This window comes from Nocardioides sp. Z38_18 (assembly GCF_058215695.1).
Map to the genome: position 1 here is coordinate 1,034,008 of NZ_JBZAJE010000001.1, position 16,215 is coordinate 1,050,222.

A 16,215-nucleotide genomic window follows, 5' to 3' on the forward strand; every position below is an offset into this window, starting at 1 on the left:
TCAGCCGGTGTGGACGGTTGACCGCACCAGGGGCAGCGTCACCGTGAACGTGGTGCCGCTGCCCGCCTCGGACTGCACGTCGATGCGGCCCTCGTGGTTCTCCACGATGGTCTTCACGATCGCGAGACCGAGGCCGGAGCCCTGGATCGCCCGCTCCTGGGCGTCCGCGGAGCGGTAGAACCGGCCGAAGACGTGCTCGAGGTCCGCGGCCGGGATGCCGAGGCCGGTGTCGGTGACGGTCAGCACGGCGACGCGTGCGCGGCGGTTCTCGTGGGCCTCGACGGTGATCTTGCCGCCGTCGGGGGTGAACTTCACCGCGTTGGTGAGCAGGTTGGTCAGCGCGCGCTCGAGGTGGCTGGAGTCGCCGCGGACGAGCACCTGCTCCTCGGGGAGCACGAAGCTCACGTCCAGCCTGCGGGTGGCGAGCACGGTCGAGACGGCGCTCGCGCTCTCGTGGACCACGTCGCGCAGGTCCACGTCCCCGGTCTGGTCGGGCGGCGCGCTCTGGTCGAAGGTGGCGAGCAGCAGCAGGTCGTCGGCCAGGGAGAGCAGCCGGTCCCCGTTGCGGGTGATCACCTCGACCATCCTGAGCTGGTCGGGGCTGAGCTCGCCGACCATCCCGTCGGCGAGCATCTCGGCGCTGCCGATGATGCTGCTCATCGGGGTGCGCAGCTCGTGGCTGACCGTGGTCACGAAGTCGTCCTTGACGTTGTCGAGGTCCTTGAGCCGGGTGACCACGTCCCGCTCGCGTTGCAGCGCCCGGACCAGGATGTCCTGGCTGCGGCGGGTGTCGGTGATGTCGCTGGCCACGAACAGGTAGCCGAAGAGGTCGCCGAAGGTGTCGGTGACCGGGTTCGTCGTCATCGAGACCCGCAGCGGAGCCCGCCCGGCCGGCAGCCACGTCCAGTCGCGGGTCTCGGGGGCGAGGTCGCCTGCGGAGTGGCCCACGATGGCCTGGAAGGTGCTGGTGCCGTCCTCCCGCGAGGAGTAGGGGGCCAGGTCCTCCGGAGAGAGGAACTCGACGAGCTCCCGTCCGTTCGCCGAGTCCGCGTCGATGCCGAGCATCTGCTCGGCGCCGGTGTTGAACAGGGTGATCCGGCCCTTGAGGTCGGTGCCGACGAAGGCGATGGTCCGCGCCGAGCGGAGCAGGTGGTTCACCATGCCCGCGTTCTGCCTGGCGTCGGTCACGTCGGTCGCGGAGATCACGATCGTCACCGGTGCGTCGGCGCTGGCGCGGTGCGTGGCGCTGGAGAAGATCACCGCCATCCGGCGGCCGTCCTTGGTGCGCAGCTGTGCCTCGCCCGTCATCGGCAGGCGCTGCCGGGCGAACAGGGCCACGGCACCGTCGCGCTGCTGGCCTGACATCAGCAGCTCCCACATCGGGAGACCGATGAGCTCCTCCTCGGTGTAGCCGGTGAGCCGGCAGGTGGCCGGGTTCGCCGCGATCACCGAGCCGTCGATGCGCGTCAGCAGGATCATGCTGCTGGCGGTGTCGATGACCGCGCGGGTGTAGTTGCGCTCCGCCTCGAGCCGTTCGGCCATCTCGTGCGGGGCGGTGACGTCGACGAGGTTGAGGGAGAACAGGGAGCCGCCCTCGCGCTGCTCGATCAGGGACAAGGTGGCGTCCAGGCGGGTGCGCGGCGACCCCACCACCCCGATCGGGCCCGACCAGCCGGCCGCCTCTCCGTCGACGATCCGGCGAGCCGCGGTGTCGAGCTCGGGAGCGGTGAGCAGGTCGGTCAGCCGGGTGCCGGCGATCTCCGCCGAGGACAGCCCGAGGAGGCCGCTGGTGGCCTCGTTGCACTCGCGGAAGAACAGGTCGTCGCCCTCCCGGCGGATGATCGCCACCGGGACCCGGGACTCGGTGAAGTTGCGCCGGAAGGTGCGCTCGCTCGCCAGCACCTGGGTCATCGCCTCGTCGCGCTGCCGCATCGCCTGGACCAGGGGCAGCCCGACCAGGACGAGGCAGATCAGGTACAGCTGCGCGTGCTGGGTGCTGTTGCTGGCGTTGGCGCTGTTCTCCGGTGAGAAGGGTCCCCACCCGAACGTGGTGAACAGGGTCACGACTGTGGCGTAGGAGACCTGCTCGATCACCACCACGCGCGGGGAGAACCGCACCGCGGCCCACACGATCACCGGCAGCGGCGCGAAGCCCAGGGTCAGCTGGGCGTCGCTGAAGGTGATCAGCGTGGCCGTGACCAGGAGCAGCACCTGCGCCGCGAGCTCGACGTACGACGTGGACCCCCGCGGCCGTGAACCGCCGCGCCCGAGCAGCGCCAGGGGGGCGATGAGCATCAACGACGCGGCGTGCGAGGGCAGGATCAGGCTCGCTGTCGGCCAGAACGGCTGGTCGAGGAAGGCCGTCAGGACCGCCGCGATGCCCACGGCGGCGACGAGCCCACCGGTGCCGGCGATCAGGAACAGCTTCCACACGTCCAGCACGTCGCGCATCTGGCGACCGACGTGGGCGAGCAGCAGCAGCACCACCACCACGGTCTCGGCGAGGTCCACCACCCCGATCAGCGTCGCGACCAGCAGGGACCGGCCCAGGGTGAGGTTGGCCAGGGTGTAGGCCAGGAACAGCCCGGTGAGGACGACCGGCCACTGCCGCCGAGGGGCCAGCATCATCGCGACGACGCCGATCCCGGCGGCGGGCCACCAGGCCGCAGTGCTGTCGGAGCGCTCCGCGAGTGCGAGGGCGCTGATGCCGGCGAGGTAGGCAGCGACCACCAGGCACCCGACCAGCAGGCCCCCTGAGGTCAGCCATCCTCTCCGCACCGCCCGATTGTCCCGCATGGCGAGACGTTTTGATGGGTTTTGCGAACCCTCGTTGCGTGCGGTCGTACGCCGTGTGGCACACGCGTGCCAAAGTGGCGCCATGACCTTGGTTTCGGAGCGGATCGGGCAGTTCTTCCACGACGGTCACCGGCTCGAGTACACCGAGTACGGCAGCGGCGAGCGCTGGGTCGTCCTGGTGCACGGCCAGCTGATGCCGCGGCGGATGCACCAGCCGCTCGCCCGCCACCTGGCGGCGCAGGGGGCGCACGTGCTGACCGTCGACCTGCTCGGCCACGGGCGCTCGGACCGCCCCGAGGACCCGCTGGAGTACTCCATGACCGCATTCGGGGAGCAGATCATCGCGCTCCTCGACGACCGCGAGATCGAGAGCGCCGTCATCGGCGGCACGTCGCTGGGCGCGAACTCCTCCCTCGAGGCAGCGGTGCTCGCCCCCGAGCGCGTGCGCGGGCTGCTGCTGGAGATGCCGGTGCTCGACAACGCCCTCGAGGCCGGCATGCTCGCCTTCGCGCCGCTGCTGTTCCTCTCGCGCTTCATGCCGGCGACGGTGGCCGGCGTACGCCTCGTCACCCGGGCCGTGCCCCGCGGCGTCGTGCCCTTCTGGACCGGGATCGTGCTGGACACCCTCGACCAGCGGCCCGCACCGATGGCCGCGGCCATCCACGGGATCTTCTTCGGCCGGATCGCGCCCTCCTCGCGGATGCGCAGGAGCATCGAGACCCCGGCCCTGGTGGTGGGGCACCGACGCGACCCGGTGCACCCGGCGGCCGACGCCGCGATGCTGGCCGAGGAGCTCCCCGACTCCACCTTCGTCGAGGCGCACAACATCCTGGAGTGGCGGCTGCGGCCCCAGCGGCTGAACCAGATCGCCGCCGGGTTCGTGGAGCGGTGCTTCGACGAGCAGGCCAGCGCCCGCAGGCTCCGCGGCTGAGCCCTCTCCGGGCCCTGGGCGGGCAGTGCCGGGGCCTTGTGCGAGCCGGGCGGCGGGTCGTTCTCGGTTGTCCGCGCGGCAGGGGACAATGGCCCCATGCCCCTGTACAGCGACGAAGCCATCGTGCTGCGCACGCACAAGCTCGCAGAGGCCGACCGGATCATCACGCTGCTCACCCGCGAGCACGGCGTCGTCCGTGCGGTCGCCAAGGGAGTACGCCGGACCTCCTCCCGGTTCGGGTCGCGGCTCGAGCCGTTCACCCATGTCGACCTGCAGCTCGCCGTGGGCCGCAACCTCGACACGATCACCCAGGCCGAGACGCGGTCGCCGTACGGCAACGCCATCTCGGCCGACTACGACCGCTACACCGCCGCGAGCGTGATGGTCGAGACCGCCGAGCGCCTCGTCTCGGAGGAGCGCCAGCCCTCGGTGCAGCAGTACCTCCTGCTCGTCGGGGCGCTGCGGGCGATGACGGCCGGCGAGCACCGCTCCGGTGACGTGCTCGACTCCTTCCTGCTGAGGTCGCTCTCGGTGGCCGGCTACGCGCCCTCGTTCGCGGGCTGCGCCAACTGCGGGCTCGAGGGGCCGCACCGCGCGTTCAGCCCCGCAGCCGGCGGCACCCTGTGCCCGGACTGCCGGGTGCCCGGCTCTGCCAGCCCGGCGCCGGAGACCCTGCTCCTGCTCGGCGCGCTCCTGGCCGGCGACTGGGCGGTCGTCGACGGAGCCCAGCAGCGCAACCGTCGCGAGGCCCGCGGGCTGGTGTCGGCGTTCGTGGCCTGGCACCTCGAACGTGGTCTGCGCTCGATGCCCTACGTCAGCGAGGGATGAGCCGTGCGCAGGTCCCCGCGGCGTCCCGTGCGCCCACCGACACCCCACCCCTCCGGTGCCACTGCGCCCGCGATCCCGCTGGACCAGGTCCCCGGCCACGTGGCGATCATCATGGACGGCAACGGCCGGTGGGCCAAGCAGCGTGGGCTGCCGCGCACGGCCGGCCACGAGCAGGGGGAGTCCTCGCTGTTCGACGTGGTCGAGGGCGCGATCGAGATCGGCGTGAAGGCCATCTCGGCCTACGCGTTCTCGACCGAGAACTGGTCGAGGTCGGCCGATGAGGTGAAGTTCCTGATGGGCTTCAACCGTGACGTGATCCGCCGCCGGCGCGACGAGATGCACGAGCTCGGCGTACGCGTGCGTTGGGCCGGTCGCCGCCCGCGGCTGTGGCGCTCGGTGATCAAGGAGCTCCAGGTCGCCGAGGACCTCACCCGGGACAACGACGTGCTCACCTTGACGATGTGCGTCAACTACGGCGGTCGCGCCGAGCTCGCCGACGCGGCCGCGGCGATGGGCCGCGACGTGGCGTCCGGGCGGCTGAACCCTGAGCGGATCGACGAGCGCACCTTCGCCAAGTACCTCTACGTCCCCGAGCTCCCCGACGCCGACATGGTCTGGCGGACCTCCGGCGAGCAGCGCCTGTCCAACTTCATGCTGTGGCAGGCGGCGTACTCCGAGATGGTCTTCAGCGACGTCCTCTGGCCCGACATCGACCGCCGCCACCTCTGGGCCGCCATCGAGACCTACGCCACCCGCAACCGCCGCTACGGCACCGCCTGACCCCCCGCCCCCAACCTCCCGCCCCCACCCTCCCGCCGAGACGTCGCATCTGAAAGCCCAAACCCCGCCGAGACGTCCCATCTGAAAGCCCAAACCCCGCCGAGACGTCCTATCTGAAAGCCGGCTGGGATGGCCTGTGGATAACAGGAACCAGCCTCCGCCGTTTCGGTCGAGGCTCAGGTCATGATGAGACCGTTCCTCGCACCAGGTGCCGTGCTTCTCGACGAGCGCTTCCCGCTGCCGCTGGAGCGACCGTTCACCGCTGCGGACGCGCGCAGCGCGGGGATCTGCTCATCCGAGCTGAGCGTGCTGTGCGCGGAGGGGTATCTGCGACGACTGGTCAAGGGCGTGTACGTCGCCATGCAGGTGCCCGACTCCCTCGAGCTGCGTGCGGCGGCGCTACGGCTGGTGGTCCCGCCCGATGCCGTGGTGACCGACCGGACCGCCGGCTGGCTGCTCGGCGCACCCATGGTGCTCGCGCCCGGCGACCACCTGGTCGTCCCGGCCGTGTCGATCTTCGTGAACCGCACGGGTGCCCGCCTGCGCAACGACCTCAGCGCGAGCGGCCAGCGAACCCTCCGGCCCGAGGACATCGTGGAAATTCTCGGCCTGCGGGTGACGACGCCGCTGCGCACGGCCTGCGACCTCGGTCGGCTCCTGCCGCGAGATCGGGCGTTCGCGGCGCTGGACGCGATGCTGCGCCTCGGCGCATTCACCCGGGAGGAGCTGTGCGAGGCGGTGGAGCTGTTCCGCGGGATGCGCGGCGTGCGTCAGCTGCGTGGGTTCGCCCCGCTGGCCGACGGACGTGCGGAGTCGCCCGGTGAGTCGATTCTCCGGCTCCGTTGGCTCGACCTCCTCATCCTGCCGCGGCCCGACCTGCAGATCGAGATCACTCGCCCGGGCGGGTTCTCCTACTGGCTGGACCTCGGGGTGGAGCAGCTTCGCTTCGCTGCCGAGTACGACGGGGAGGAGTGGCATCGCCGTACACCGGAGCAGCGCGAGCGTGATCTCAAGCGACGTACCTGGCTGCGCGAGGAACGTGGCTGGATCATCGAGCCGGTGACCAAGGAGAACGTTTTCGGAAACGACCGCGACATCGAGAGCATCCTGCTCGACGGGGTACGGCGGGCGCGGCGTCGGCTGTGAAGGCCAACGCCGGACGACGCCCCTAGATGAACAGGCCCGTGGTCCGCAGCATGAACTCCGTGTCGCGGTCGTGCTCGCCCTTCTCGGTCGGCTGCTGACGCACCTCGTGGGTGGCCACCATGTCCTCGAACCTGACCTGTTCGGGCAGCTTGGCGTACTTGTTCTGGCGAGGGGCGCTCTCGACCTGCTCCGGCATGACGACCTCCAGGGTTGCCTCCGAGCGTACGGCCAGTTCTTTCAGTTGTGACGTCTCGGCGACGTCTGGGGTTTCAGTTGCGACGTGTCGGCGGGGCGGGGGAGAGGTGGGTGTTCTGTTATTCGGAACGCTGCGGCTTCGGTTGGGTGGGGTAGGAACAGAGGCGTCGGGAGGGAGATTTGCGCTCTAAGCGTAGGTGATGGAGCGCACATGTGACCGTTGACACGCAGCGGAGCGTCTCGTAGGTTGGGCCACCAGTCCAGCAGCGTTCCGAATAACAGGAGAGTTAATGCCCCCCATCAGTGCGGATCTCGACGCCAAGCGCTCTGTGCTTGGTCGGGCGTTCGACATCCTCGACTGCTTCTCGGGCTCCGAACCCGAGCAGACGATCTCGCGGCTCTGTGACAAGACCGGGCTTCCCCCGGCGACCGTGCACCGGATGCTGGCGAGCCTCGTGGAGTGGGGAGCGGTCGAGCGGACCACGCGCGGTCGCTACCAGCTCGGCATGCGGCTGTGGCGCCTGGGCTGGGGTGTGCCGGGAGCCCGGCAGGTGCGCGACGTGGCACGTCCGCACATGGTCGACCTCTACTCCGCGACACGTGAGGTCGTGGTGCTCGGCTCCCGGGACGAGGACGACCTGCTGCTGGTGGACCAGATCGCCGGCCGGTCGTGCGACCTCACCTGGCAGTCCACCCGACGCTTCCCGCTCGGCACGGTTGCCCCGGGCCTGGTCTTCCTCGCCCACCTGCCGATCGCCCAGCTGCGCAGCATGGCCGCCGAGCGCGCCGTCCGGCTGCCCCAGGAGCTGCTGCGCAAGGAGTTCCTCCTGCTGCGCAGCATGGCCGAGATCCGTGCCCACGGGCTGGCCACCACGCGGGACCGTGCGGGCACCAGGTCCTGGATCGCCGCTCCCGTCTTCGACGCCGCCGGCGCCATGCGCACCACGCTCTCGGTGGTGGTTCCCACCGAGCGCCTGACCCGGGCCCACGGCGAGGCCGTCCGGCAGGCGGCCCGTGCCGTGTCCGAGGAGCTCGGGGCCACCCGTTCCTTCTTCGGTCGAACCGCTGCACCCGTCTGATCCGCCAAAGAAAGGTCTGAACATGCGACGCACGATCGAGGTGGCCGGTCTGGGCCACGGCAACCAGCCCATCCCGCTTGCAACGGTCCTCGGCGGCCTGCTGTTCACCGGCGGCGTCAGCGGACGCGACCCGAAGTCGGGGGAGCTTCCCGAGGACCCGGCAGCCGAGGTCGCCCAGGCCTTCGCCAACCTGAGATCCATCCTTGACGCTGCCGGTGCGAGCCCTGATGATGTCGCGAAAGTGACAGTCTTCGTCAACGACCGCGACATCCGCGCACACGTCAACCCGGTGTGGATCGAGATGTTTCCCGACGCTGATAGCCGGCCCGTCCGGCACACACTGAAGACCGAGCTCACCGGCATGCGGATCCAGCTAGAGTGCTTGGCCGTCGTCGGTAGTTGACCCCCGGGGTGGTGCCCGACCGCGTCGAGAGTGAGGATCGCCATGTCGGTGCTGCAGAGGACGAGCCAGACGCTCGACTACCTGTGCGCGGCCGAGTCGCCCGCCCGTCTGGGTGAGGTGGCGGCAGCGGTCGGGTTGCCGAAGTCGTCCACTCACCGCCTGCTCGCGGAGATGATCTCGCTCGGGATCGTGCGCCGGGAGGCCGACGGCTACTCCCTGGGCTCGCGACTCCTCTACTGGGGTGCTGTCGCCATCGCGGGGTTCAACCTCCGGGCATATGCAGAGGCTCCGATGCGCAGGCTCCGGGATCGCCTCGGCGAGAGTGTCCACCTCTACGTCGTGGACAGCGGCGCCCGCGTCTGCATCGCCTCGGTCGAGTCCCGCTACTCGCTGCGCCCGATCGTGTCGCTCGGCCGGCACGCGGAGCTCGGGGTGGGGGCGAGCGGCAGGTTGCTGCTGGCCTTCGAGCCGGCACCGCGCCGCGGAGCCGTCCTGGCCGAGCTGGAGCGCCCCCGGGGCGGGTTCGTCCCCACGCCTGCAGACCTGGAGAGGCTCCGCGAGGCCCACTGGGAGGTGTCGTACGGCGAGCGCACGGACGGCGTGGTGGCTGCGGCGACCACCGTGCGCAGCCCGGGAGGGCGAGTCATCGCGGCGATGACCGTCTCCGGTCCCTCGACCCGGCTCACCCCCCAGGACCTCGACGACTTCCGTGAGCCGATGACCGCGTGCAGCAACGAGATCACCGAGCTCCTCATCGCCGACCAGGGCAGGCCCCCCGCCGACGCGCGCTGAGATTCGGTGATCGGCCAGGAGACGTTCCGGTAGGTGCGAGCACCTCTGGCTCCGACGCGTAGGTACCTCGACAGTGGTACTCGTCCGATGACGCGTGGAGAGGAACTTCGATGGCCGAGATCGTAGTGGGCGTAGCTGCGTCCCACACCCCCCAACTCAGTTCAGGTGTGGAGTGGTGGGCAAACCACGGTGAGCGTGACCGCGGGAACCCGAGGCTGCTGGGCAAGGACGGCGAGTTCCACACCTACGACGAGCTGCCGACCGCTCCGCAGGAGGTGCTCGACCAGCTCGACCCCGAGATCTACCGGGCCAAGTACGAGCGTGCGCAGAAGGGCATCGAGGTGCTCTCCGCCAAGCTGGCCGAGGCGAAGCCCGACGTCGTGCTCGTGATCGGCGACGACCAGTGGGAGCTGTTCAAGGACGAGGGTGTCCCCGCCTTCGCGCTCTACCACGGTGACAAGCTCTTCGACGAGAACCAGCGCGACCTCTCCAAGCTCCCCGCTGGGATCCAGGCCGCGTCGTGGGCCGCCCACGCCGGTGACCGTGCCTGGCACAAGACGGACGGCGAGCTGGCCGCGCACATCACCGGGCAGCTCACCGACCGCGACTTCGACGTGCACTGGTTCAAGGAGCAGCGCGAGGACCGCACCCTGGGCCACGCGTTCACGTTCCCGCGCTACCGGCTCGGTCTCGACCCCGAGATCCCGATGGTGCCGCTGTTCATCAACTGCTACTTCCCGCCCAACACCCCCAAGCCCGCGCGCACCTTCGCCTTCGGGCAGGCGATCCGGGAGGCGGTCGAGTCGTGGGAGGCCGACGTACGTGTCGGCGTGATCACCTCGGGTGGTCTCTCCCACTTCGTGGTCAACGAGGAGCTCGACCAGAAGGTGCTCGACGGCCTGGTGTCGGGCGACGGGGCGGCCTTCGCCGACATCCCGCGCAAGCACCTTCGTTCGGGAAGCGCCGAGATCCTCAACTGGGTCGCCGCCGCGGGAGTCCTGGAGAAGCAGACCGCCACCATCGTCGACTACGTCCCCGGCTACCGCAGCCCGGCGGGCACCGGCACCGGCATGGCCTTCGCCTACTGGCAGTAGCAGCCGAGCCCCCCACCCCTGAACCAAAGGAACACCACATGACCTACAACGATTACCTGGTTCTAGACGTGCATGGCCACGTCACGGTCCCGCCGGCCGCCAACAACCGAGTCGTCGCGATGCTCGGCTCCAACCAGCCGATGCCGAGCAACATCGGGCAGAAGGCGATCACCTCGAGGGGCGTCAGCGAGGACGAGTTCCGCGCCGCGGCGCAGACCCACGTCGACTACATCGACGCCCGGAACATCGACGTGCAGGTGCTCGGTCCGCGTCCCTTCCTCCAGTTCGGCTGGATGGAGCCGCACATCCAGCCGGGGTGGACGGAGTACGTCAACGACATGATCGCCCAGCAGGTCGGCTTCTTCCCCGACCGGTTCGTCGGGGCGGCCCAGCTTCCGCTGCACGCCTCGCACCCCGACACCAAGCACGTCCTGAAGGAGCTGGACCGCAGCGTCAACCAGCTGGGCTTCGTGGCGGCGTACCTCTCGCCCGACATCACCGGGAACCGGAGCGGACACGGACTCGACCACGAGTGGTACTTCGACCTCTACGAGGCCGCGGAGGGGTACGACATCCCGCTGATCGTGCACGGGACGAACACCCTCGACCCGAGGTTCCGCACCAACAACGTGCCGATGAACTACCAGATGCACTTCCTCACCGAGCAGTACCTGGCCGGGCAGTTCCTCAGCCACGGCCCGGTCTTCGACCGCTTCCCCAAGCTGCGGGTGATCATCTGCCACTGCGGCGGTGCCCTCGACCGCTTCATCGACACCGACAAGCACCTGGCGCAGAAGGACCTGTCGAACAACCTGTTCTACGACAGCTGCGGCTACGACCTGAACTTCCTCGAGGCGGCGATCAAGCAGCGCGGCGTGAACCGGATGGTCTTCGGCACCGAGGCTCCGGGCTCCGGTGGGGCCGTGCGGGCCGATACCGGCCGCACCTCGGACGACCTGGTGCCGGTGCTCGACTCCCTCGACTTCCTCACCGACGAGGACCGTCGAGCGATCTTCCACGACAACCCGCTCCGGGTTGTCCCTGGCTTCGCTCGCAGCGGCCGGATCGCCCAGCCGGCGCTCGCCGCGACCAACTGAAACGAACAGCAGAGGAAAGGGAAAGACCATGCTCAGTGTCGAAGACAACGAACTTCTCACCAAGACGGGGAGAGGCACGCCCATGGGCGAGGTCTTCCGTCGCTTCTGGATCCCGGCGATGCTCTCCACCGAGCTGCCGAAGCAGGGCGGCCCCGCGGTCAAGGTGGCCCTGCTGGGCGAGAAGCTGATCGCCTTCCGCGGAAAGGACGGCAAGGTCGGCCTGCTGGAGTCGCGGTGCCCGCACCGGCACGCGAACCTCTACTGGGGTCGCAACGAGGAGGACGGCCTGCGCTGCGTCTACCACGGCTGGAAGTTCGGCTTCGACGGTCAGTGCATGGAGATGCCGGCCGAGCCGGACGACTCGGACTACCGGTCACGGGTGAAGGCGGTTGCCTACCCCACCCACGAGGCCGGGGGCATCATCTGGACCTACATGGGACCGGCGGACCTGCAGCCGGAGTTCCCGGAGCACGACTGGACCCTGCTCCCCGAGGACCACTACTTCGTCTCCAAGCGGCACCAGCGCAACAACTTCTTCCAGAGCATCGAGGGTGAGCTCGACACCGCGCACGTGCAGTTCCTGCACAAGGAGCTCAAGTCCGAGCACGGGTTCGTGGCACAGAAGATGTTCGAGACCGCGGGCAACCCGGAGTACACCATCGCCGAGACCCCGGTCGGACTGCTCGCGATCGCCGCTCGGCCCCGGAGCGATGCCAGCAACTACTTCCGGATCACGCCCTTCCTGATGCCTTCCTCGACGATCGTCCCCACCAACCGTGACGGCAAGTACACCTTCACAGCGGCGGTCCCGATCGACGACGAGAGCATGTGGGGCTTCACCGTGTCGTGGACGGCCAACGCACCGATGAACGAGGAGCAGCTGGAGGCCGACATGTCGGGTACCCGGCTGCACGTCCACACCGATGCCAACTTCGTCCCGATCGCCAACATGGACAACGACTACCTGCGCGACTTCGAGGTGATGGCGAACGACAACTTCACCGGCATCACCGGCATCCGCAGCCAGGACATGCCGGTGCAGGAGGACCAGGACGGTCCGATCTGCCAGCGGGAGAGCGAGCACCTCGGTACGACGGACCGGGCGATCGTCGCGGCCCGGCGCCTGATGCTGCGCACGGCCAAGGCGCTGCGCGACGGCACCGAGCCCACCCAGGCGCAGCACTCGAAGGCCTTCCGGCAGCGCTCGTTCGCCGGGGTCGGCACCCCTGAGGAGACGTGGGCGGACCTGTTCAACGGCGTACAGGCGAGCGAGAGCCTCGAGGCCGGCGTCCGCGGCTAGCTCCAGCCTTCCTCACCGGGTCCCGCGGTCTCCGCGGGACCCGGTGAGCACTCATCCCCAACCACCACAGGCAAAGGCGGCCGATGAACGCGCCACTGGACACCCACGACGTCGACGCCCGGATCGCGGCGCTTGACGTCTGCACCCTCTCCGATGCCATCGACGCGCTCGGCCTCGTCGGCGTCGTCGACGGGCTGCACCCACTCTGGGAGGGGGCCAAGGTCGCGGGCCGCGCGGTCACGATGAAGCTGGCGGAGGGGCCCGCACCCGCCGACGCGGCTCCGGTCCATCTCGGAGCGAGGGCAGTCGGGCTGGCGGGGCCTGGCCGGGTCATCGTCGTCGACAACGACGGTCGCGACACGATGGGCTCGTGGGGCGGACTGCTCAGCGCCGCGGCCGTCGCCCAGGGAGTCGCGGGGGTCGTCGCCGACGGCGCCTGCCGCGACGTGGACGAGGCACGTGAGATGCGGTTCCCCGTGTTCGCACGCGGCGGCGCCGTGCGTACGGCGCGTGCACGGGTGCACGAGGTCAGCACCAACGAGCCGGTGAGCCTGGCCGGTGTGCGTGTCGACCCCGGCGACTTCGTGGTCGCCGACGGCAGCGGGATCGTCGTGTTCGCCCCCGAAGACGCAGAGGCCGTGCTGGCCAAGGCCGAGCAGCTCGTCGCCCGGGAGCGCAGGATGCTGCAGGCGCTGCAGGCCGGGGTGGCTGCCGTGGAAGTGCTCGACGGCACCTACGAGAACGCGTTGAAGCCGGACGCCCAGGGCTGAGGGCTCTCGTCCGCCGACCAGGGCGGGACGGCGTGGTTTCGACAGCCTCACCCACCCGGGAACCACCGGGTTCGCGAACAGGTATTCCGCGCGGTGATCGGAGCGCTCCGGACGGTCGCCACTCCTCAATAGCCTCGGTCGCACCGCGGTGGACCAACGCCGCGGATGACGACAATCCCCAACGAGAGAAGGGCAAACCACGATGAACCTCGACGTGGAACGACTCAAGGACCTGGGGACCGCGACCATCTCCGACGCACTCGACCGCCTCGGCCTCCCCGGCAGCGTGCACGGCGTCGCGCCGCTGCAGAACGGGACCCGGATGGCCGGACCCGCGTACACGGTGCGGTACGTGCCGGCGGGTGACCCGGTCGGCACCGTCGGCGACTTCATCGACGACATCCCCGAGGGCGGTGTCGCGGTGCTCGACAACCAGGGCCGCACCGACTGCACGGTGTGGGGCGACATCCTCACGACGTACGCGAACCTCCACAAGCTCGCCGGCACCGCCATCTGGGGCGTGTGCCGAGACACCCGGGTGCCGTTGGGCCTGGGCTACCCGATGTTCAGCGCCGGACGCTTCATGCGCACCGGCAAGGACCGCGTCGAGGTGGCCGACGTGCAGGTGCCCGTCGCGCTCGGTGACGTGCAGGTGCGTCCCGGCGACATCGTCGTCGGCGACGACGACGGGGTCGTGGTGATCCCGTCCCACCGCGCCGAAGAGGTCTTCCGGCTCGCCGACGAGGTGGGTAGGACCGAGGACGAGATCATGAGCGCGGTCGAGGGCGGCGCCACGATCGCCGGTGCTCGTGCCGAGTTCGGCTACCACGTGCTCCAGCGGCAGGAGTCCTGACATGGGGGTCACCGACGCGCAGATCAAGGCGCTGGCGGACTTCGGCGCCGCGACGGTCTACGAGGCCTCTGGTGTCGACGCAGCGCTCGACCCGGCCATCCGGCCGATCTACAAGGGCGCCAGGATCGCCGGCCGGGCCCTGCCCGTGCGCACGCACCCGGCCGACAACCTGCCGCTGCACCTCGCACTCGTGCAGGCCCGGCCCGGTGACGTGCTCGTCGTGGACGGCCGCGAGGAGCTGTGCGGCTACTGGGGCGAGGTGCTCGCGGTGGCCGCGCAGACCCGCGGGGTCGTGGGCCTGGTGATGGACGGCGGCGTGCGCGACATCGTCGAGCAGGAGCAGATGGGCTTCCCGGCCTTCTCCCGCGGAGTGTGCGTACGGCGTACCGGCAAGAACTTCCCCGGCATCGTCAACGAGCCGGTCACCGTGGGCGGGGTGCTCGTCAACCCCGGGGACGCCGTGATCGCCGACGCCGACGGTGTCGTCGTGCTGTCCCCGGAGAAGGTCGAGGCCACCCTGGCCGCGTCGCAGGAGCGCATCGAGAAGGAGACCGCCTTCATGGAGCGCATCCGGGCCGGTGAGTTGACGCTGGACATCTATGGCTTCCGCACCGTCTGACGGTGGACACGAGAGGTACGCATGACTGAGGACACCGGGCGCTTCGCGCTGCGTGACATGCTCGTCAAGCAGGTGCGCTGGGAGGCCGAGGGCATCATCTCGATCGCCCTGGCCCATCCCGAGGGTGAGGACGTCCCCGACTGGACGCCCGGGTCCCACGTGGACCTGGTGCTGCCCTCAGGCCTGGTGCGCCAGTACTCGTTGTGCGGCCGGACCCAGGACCGCAGGGAGCTGCGCGTGGCGGTGCTGCGCGACATCCACGGCCGGGGCGGTTCGAAGGAGCTGCACGACACCCAGCTGGTGGGGAAGACGATCGCCGTGCGCGGCCCGCGCAACCACTTCAAGGTGCGCGAGGCGGGGGAGTACCTCCTCGTCGCGGGCGGCATCGGCATCACGCCGATCCTCACCATGGTGCGCCACCTCGACAGCGAGGGCCTGCCCTGGCGGCTCCTGTACGGCGGACGATCCCGCCGGACGATGGCGTTCCTCGAGGAGCTCGAGGCCTACGGCAGCTCGGTGACGGTCGTTCCCGAGGACGAGCACGGCCTTCCCGACCTGCGTGCCTTCTTCGAGCAGGGCGCGATGGACGCCGCCATCTACTGCTGTGGTCCCGAGGGACTCCTGCGGGCGGTGGAGCAGACGGGGGCGGATCTCAAGATCCCGGTTCACGTGGAGCGCTTCGCGGCCGGGCCGAAGGCCACTCCCGCGTCCCGGCCGGTTCCCGGCTCGACTCAGGCACCGGTGTCGCCGGTGCCCGCGGCTGCCTCGGTCGAGGGGGGCGCGGGCGAGGACGGCGGGGAGCACACCCCCGACGGGCCGTTCCAGGTCGAGCTGAAGAGGACGGGCATCACCTTGACGGTCGAGTCCGACCGCACCGTCCTGGAGACGGTCAGGGAGCACCTGCCGCAGACCATCTCCTCGTGTGAGGAGGGGTTCTGCGGCGCCTGCGAGACCCCGGTGATCGAGGGAGTCCCCGACCACCGCGACGAGGTGCTGGACCCGATCGAACGGGCCGCCGGCCAGACGATGATGATCTGCGTCAGCCGCGCCTGCACCAAGAAGCTGGTGCTGGACCTGTAGGACCGGACCGGCTGCCGCGGGCCGCCGTCCGATGGACGGGCGACCCGCGGGCAGCCCGTCAGAGCATCGTGGTCAGGCTGCGGAGGATCTCCGAGGACTCGACGACCTTGCCCTCGGGGATCAGGTCGTGCGCCTCCCACAGGCGCTCGCGGAGCCGGACCCACTTGTCCAGCTCGGGCGAGCCGTTGAGCTCGGCCTGCCGGACCTGGATGTCGACCAGTGACCACATCGCGTCCACCTCGGACTCCCGGTAGATGAGGTCCTCGAAGGTGGTCGCGACCGCGGTGCGGTCGGCGACGCCGTGGATGGTCTCGGGCTCCAGGTCCGTGACCTGGTGGATGCGGTTGCGTTCGGAGTTGACCTGGATGTCCATGGCCTCACTATGGGCGCCGGCCGCGGGCGGTTCGAGTCGAGTTCCACTGGATGCGAGGTCCACTGCGGTCCTCTCCGCA

Annotated in this window: 17 protein-coding genes; 14 read left to right on the top strand and 3 right to left on the bottom strand. The window is 69.9% G+C overall.

Features of this window, described 5'->3' with window-relative positions; translation table 11 throughout:
* Entirely contained in the window at nucleotides 1-2,796 is a 2,796-nt protein-coding gene (locus AC4BGC_RS04875; RefSeq protein WP_490554615.1) for an ATP-binding protein, read from the bottom strand.
* An 82-nt stretch (nucleotides 2,797-2,878) separates the two neighbouring features.
* Between AC4BGC_RS04875 and AC4BGC_RS04880 the strand changes: the two genes are divergently transcribed.
* The 4 genes from AC4BGC_RS04880 (at nucleotide 2,879) to AC4BGC_RS04895 (ending at nucleotide 6,481) form a co-directional block, all read left to right on the top strand.
* Complete coding sequence (locus AC4BGC_RS04880) at nucleotides 2,879-3,727, top strand: alpha/beta fold hydrolase (RefSeq protein WP_490554616.1); 849 nt, start codon at nucleotides 2,879-2,881, stop codon at nucleotides 3,725-3,727.
* A gap of 96 nt (nucleotides 3,728-3,823) precedes the next feature.
* Nucleotides 3,824-4,555, top strand: coding sequence for a DNA repair protein RecO (gene recO, locus AC4BGC_RS04885; protein ID WP_490545627.1), 732 nt, complete (start codon nucleotides 3,824-3,826; stop codon nucleotides 4,553-4,555).
* Nucleotides 4,556-4,558: 3 nt separating this feature from the next.
* On the top strand, nucleotides 4,559-5,335 hold the full coding sequence (locus AC4BGC_RS04890) for an isoprenyl transferase (RefSeq protein WP_490554617.1): 777 nt from the start codon (nucleotides 4,559-4,561) through the stop codon (nucleotides 5,333-5,335).
* 183 nt (nucleotides 5,336-5,518) lie between these two features.
* Nucleotides 5,519-6,481, top strand: a complete 963-nt coding sequence (locus AC4BGC_RS04895; RefSeq protein WP_490554618.1) for a type IV toxin-antitoxin system AbiEi family antitoxin — start codon at nucleotides 5,519-5,521, stop codon at nucleotides 6,479-6,481.
* A 22-nt stretch (nucleotides 6,482-6,503) separates the two neighbouring features.
* Here AC4BGC_RS04895 and AC4BGC_RS04900 read toward each other — a convergent pair whose 3' ends face one another.
* A complete protein-coding gene (locus AC4BGC_RS04900; RefSeq protein ID WP_490545622.1) occupies nucleotides 6,504-6,677 on the bottom strand; it encodes a hypothetical protein in 174 nt (57 codons plus the stop codon).
* A gap of 289 nt (nucleotides 6,678-6,966) precedes the next feature.
* On the opposite strand from AC4BGC_RS04900, the gene AC4BGC_RS04905 reads away from it, so the two are divergent.
* The 10 genes from AC4BGC_RS04905 to AC4BGC_RS04950 all read left to right on the top strand — a co-directional run bounded on the left by AC4BGC_RS04905 (nucleotide 6,967) and on the right by AC4BGC_RS04950 (nucleotide 15,763).
* Nucleotides 6,967-7,755, top strand: a complete 789-nt coding sequence (locus AC4BGC_RS04905) for an IclR family transcriptional regulator (protein ID WP_490545620.1) — start codon at nucleotides 6,967-6,969, stop codon at nucleotides 7,753-7,755.
* Between the two features lie 22 nt (nucleotides 7,756-7,777).
* Entirely contained in the window at nucleotides 7,778-8,158 is a 381-nt protein-coding gene (locus AC4BGC_RS04910) for a RidA family protein (RefSeq protein ID WP_490545618.1), read from the top strand.
* 42 nt (nucleotides 8,159-8,200) lie between these two features.
* Nucleotides 8,201-8,950, top strand: coding sequence for an IclR family transcriptional regulator (locus AC4BGC_RS04915; protein WP_490545616.1), 750 nt, complete (start codon nucleotides 8,201-8,203; stop codon nucleotides 8,948-8,950).
* A 110-nt stretch (nucleotides 8,951-9,060) separates the two neighbouring features.
* Nucleotides 9,061-10,044 carry a DODA-type extradiol aromatic ring-opening family dioxygenase gene (locus AC4BGC_RS04920; RefSeq protein WP_490545614.1) on the top strand — a complete coding sequence of 328 codons (984 nt, stop codon included), beginning with the start codon at nucleotides 9,061-9,063 and terminating at the stop codon, nucleotides 10,042-10,044.
* Nucleotides 10,045-10,082: 38 nt separating this feature from the next.
* Nucleotides 10,083-11,141: an amidohydrolase family protein gene (locus AC4BGC_RS04925; RefSeq protein ID WP_490545613.1), complete on the top strand. Its 1,059-nt coding sequence runs from the start codon at nucleotides 10,083-10,085 to the stop codon at nucleotides 11,139-11,141.
* Between the two features lie 82 nt (nucleotides 11,142-11,223).
* A complete protein-coding gene (locus AC4BGC_RS04930) occupies nucleotides 11,224-12,441 on the top strand; it encodes a Rieske 2Fe-2S domain-containing protein (protein WP_490545611.1) in 1,218 nt (405 codons plus the stop codon).
* An 83-nt stretch (nucleotides 12,442-12,524) separates the two neighbouring features.
* A complete protein-coding gene (locus tag AC4BGC_RS04935) occupies nucleotides 12,525-13,211 on the top strand; it encodes an RraA family protein (protein ID WP_490554619.1) in 687 nt (228 codons plus the stop codon).
* 202 nt (nucleotides 13,212-13,413) lie between these two features.
* Nucleotides 13,414-14,064 (top strand): RraA family protein, encoded by a 651-nt coding sequence (locus tag AC4BGC_RS04940; protein ID WP_490545607.1) that lies wholly within the window; start codon nucleotides 13,414-13,416, stop codon nucleotides 14,062-14,064.
* A gap of 1 nt (nucleotide 14,065) precedes the next feature.
* Nucleotides 14,066-14,683, top strand: coding sequence for a 4-carboxy-4-hydroxy-2-oxoadipate aldolase/oxaloacetate decarboxylase (locus AC4BGC_RS04945; RefSeq protein WP_490554621.1), 618 nt, complete (start codon nucleotides 14,066-14,068; stop codon nucleotides 14,681-14,683).
* Between the two features lie 21 nt (nucleotides 14,684-14,704).
* Entirely contained in the window at nucleotides 14,705-15,763 is a 1,059-nt protein-coding gene (locus AC4BGC_RS04950) for a PDR/VanB family oxidoreductase (protein ID WP_490554622.1), read from the top strand.
* Nucleotides 15,764-15,821: 58 nt separating this feature from the next.
* Here AC4BGC_RS04950 and AC4BGC_RS04955 read toward each other — a convergent pair whose 3' ends face one another.
* A complete protein-coding gene (locus tag AC4BGC_RS04955; RefSeq protein WP_490545601.1) occupies nucleotides 15,822-16,136 on the bottom strand; it encodes a hypothetical protein in 315 nt (104 codons plus the stop codon).
* Between the last annotated feature and the right edge of the window lie 79 nt (nucleotides 16,137-16,215).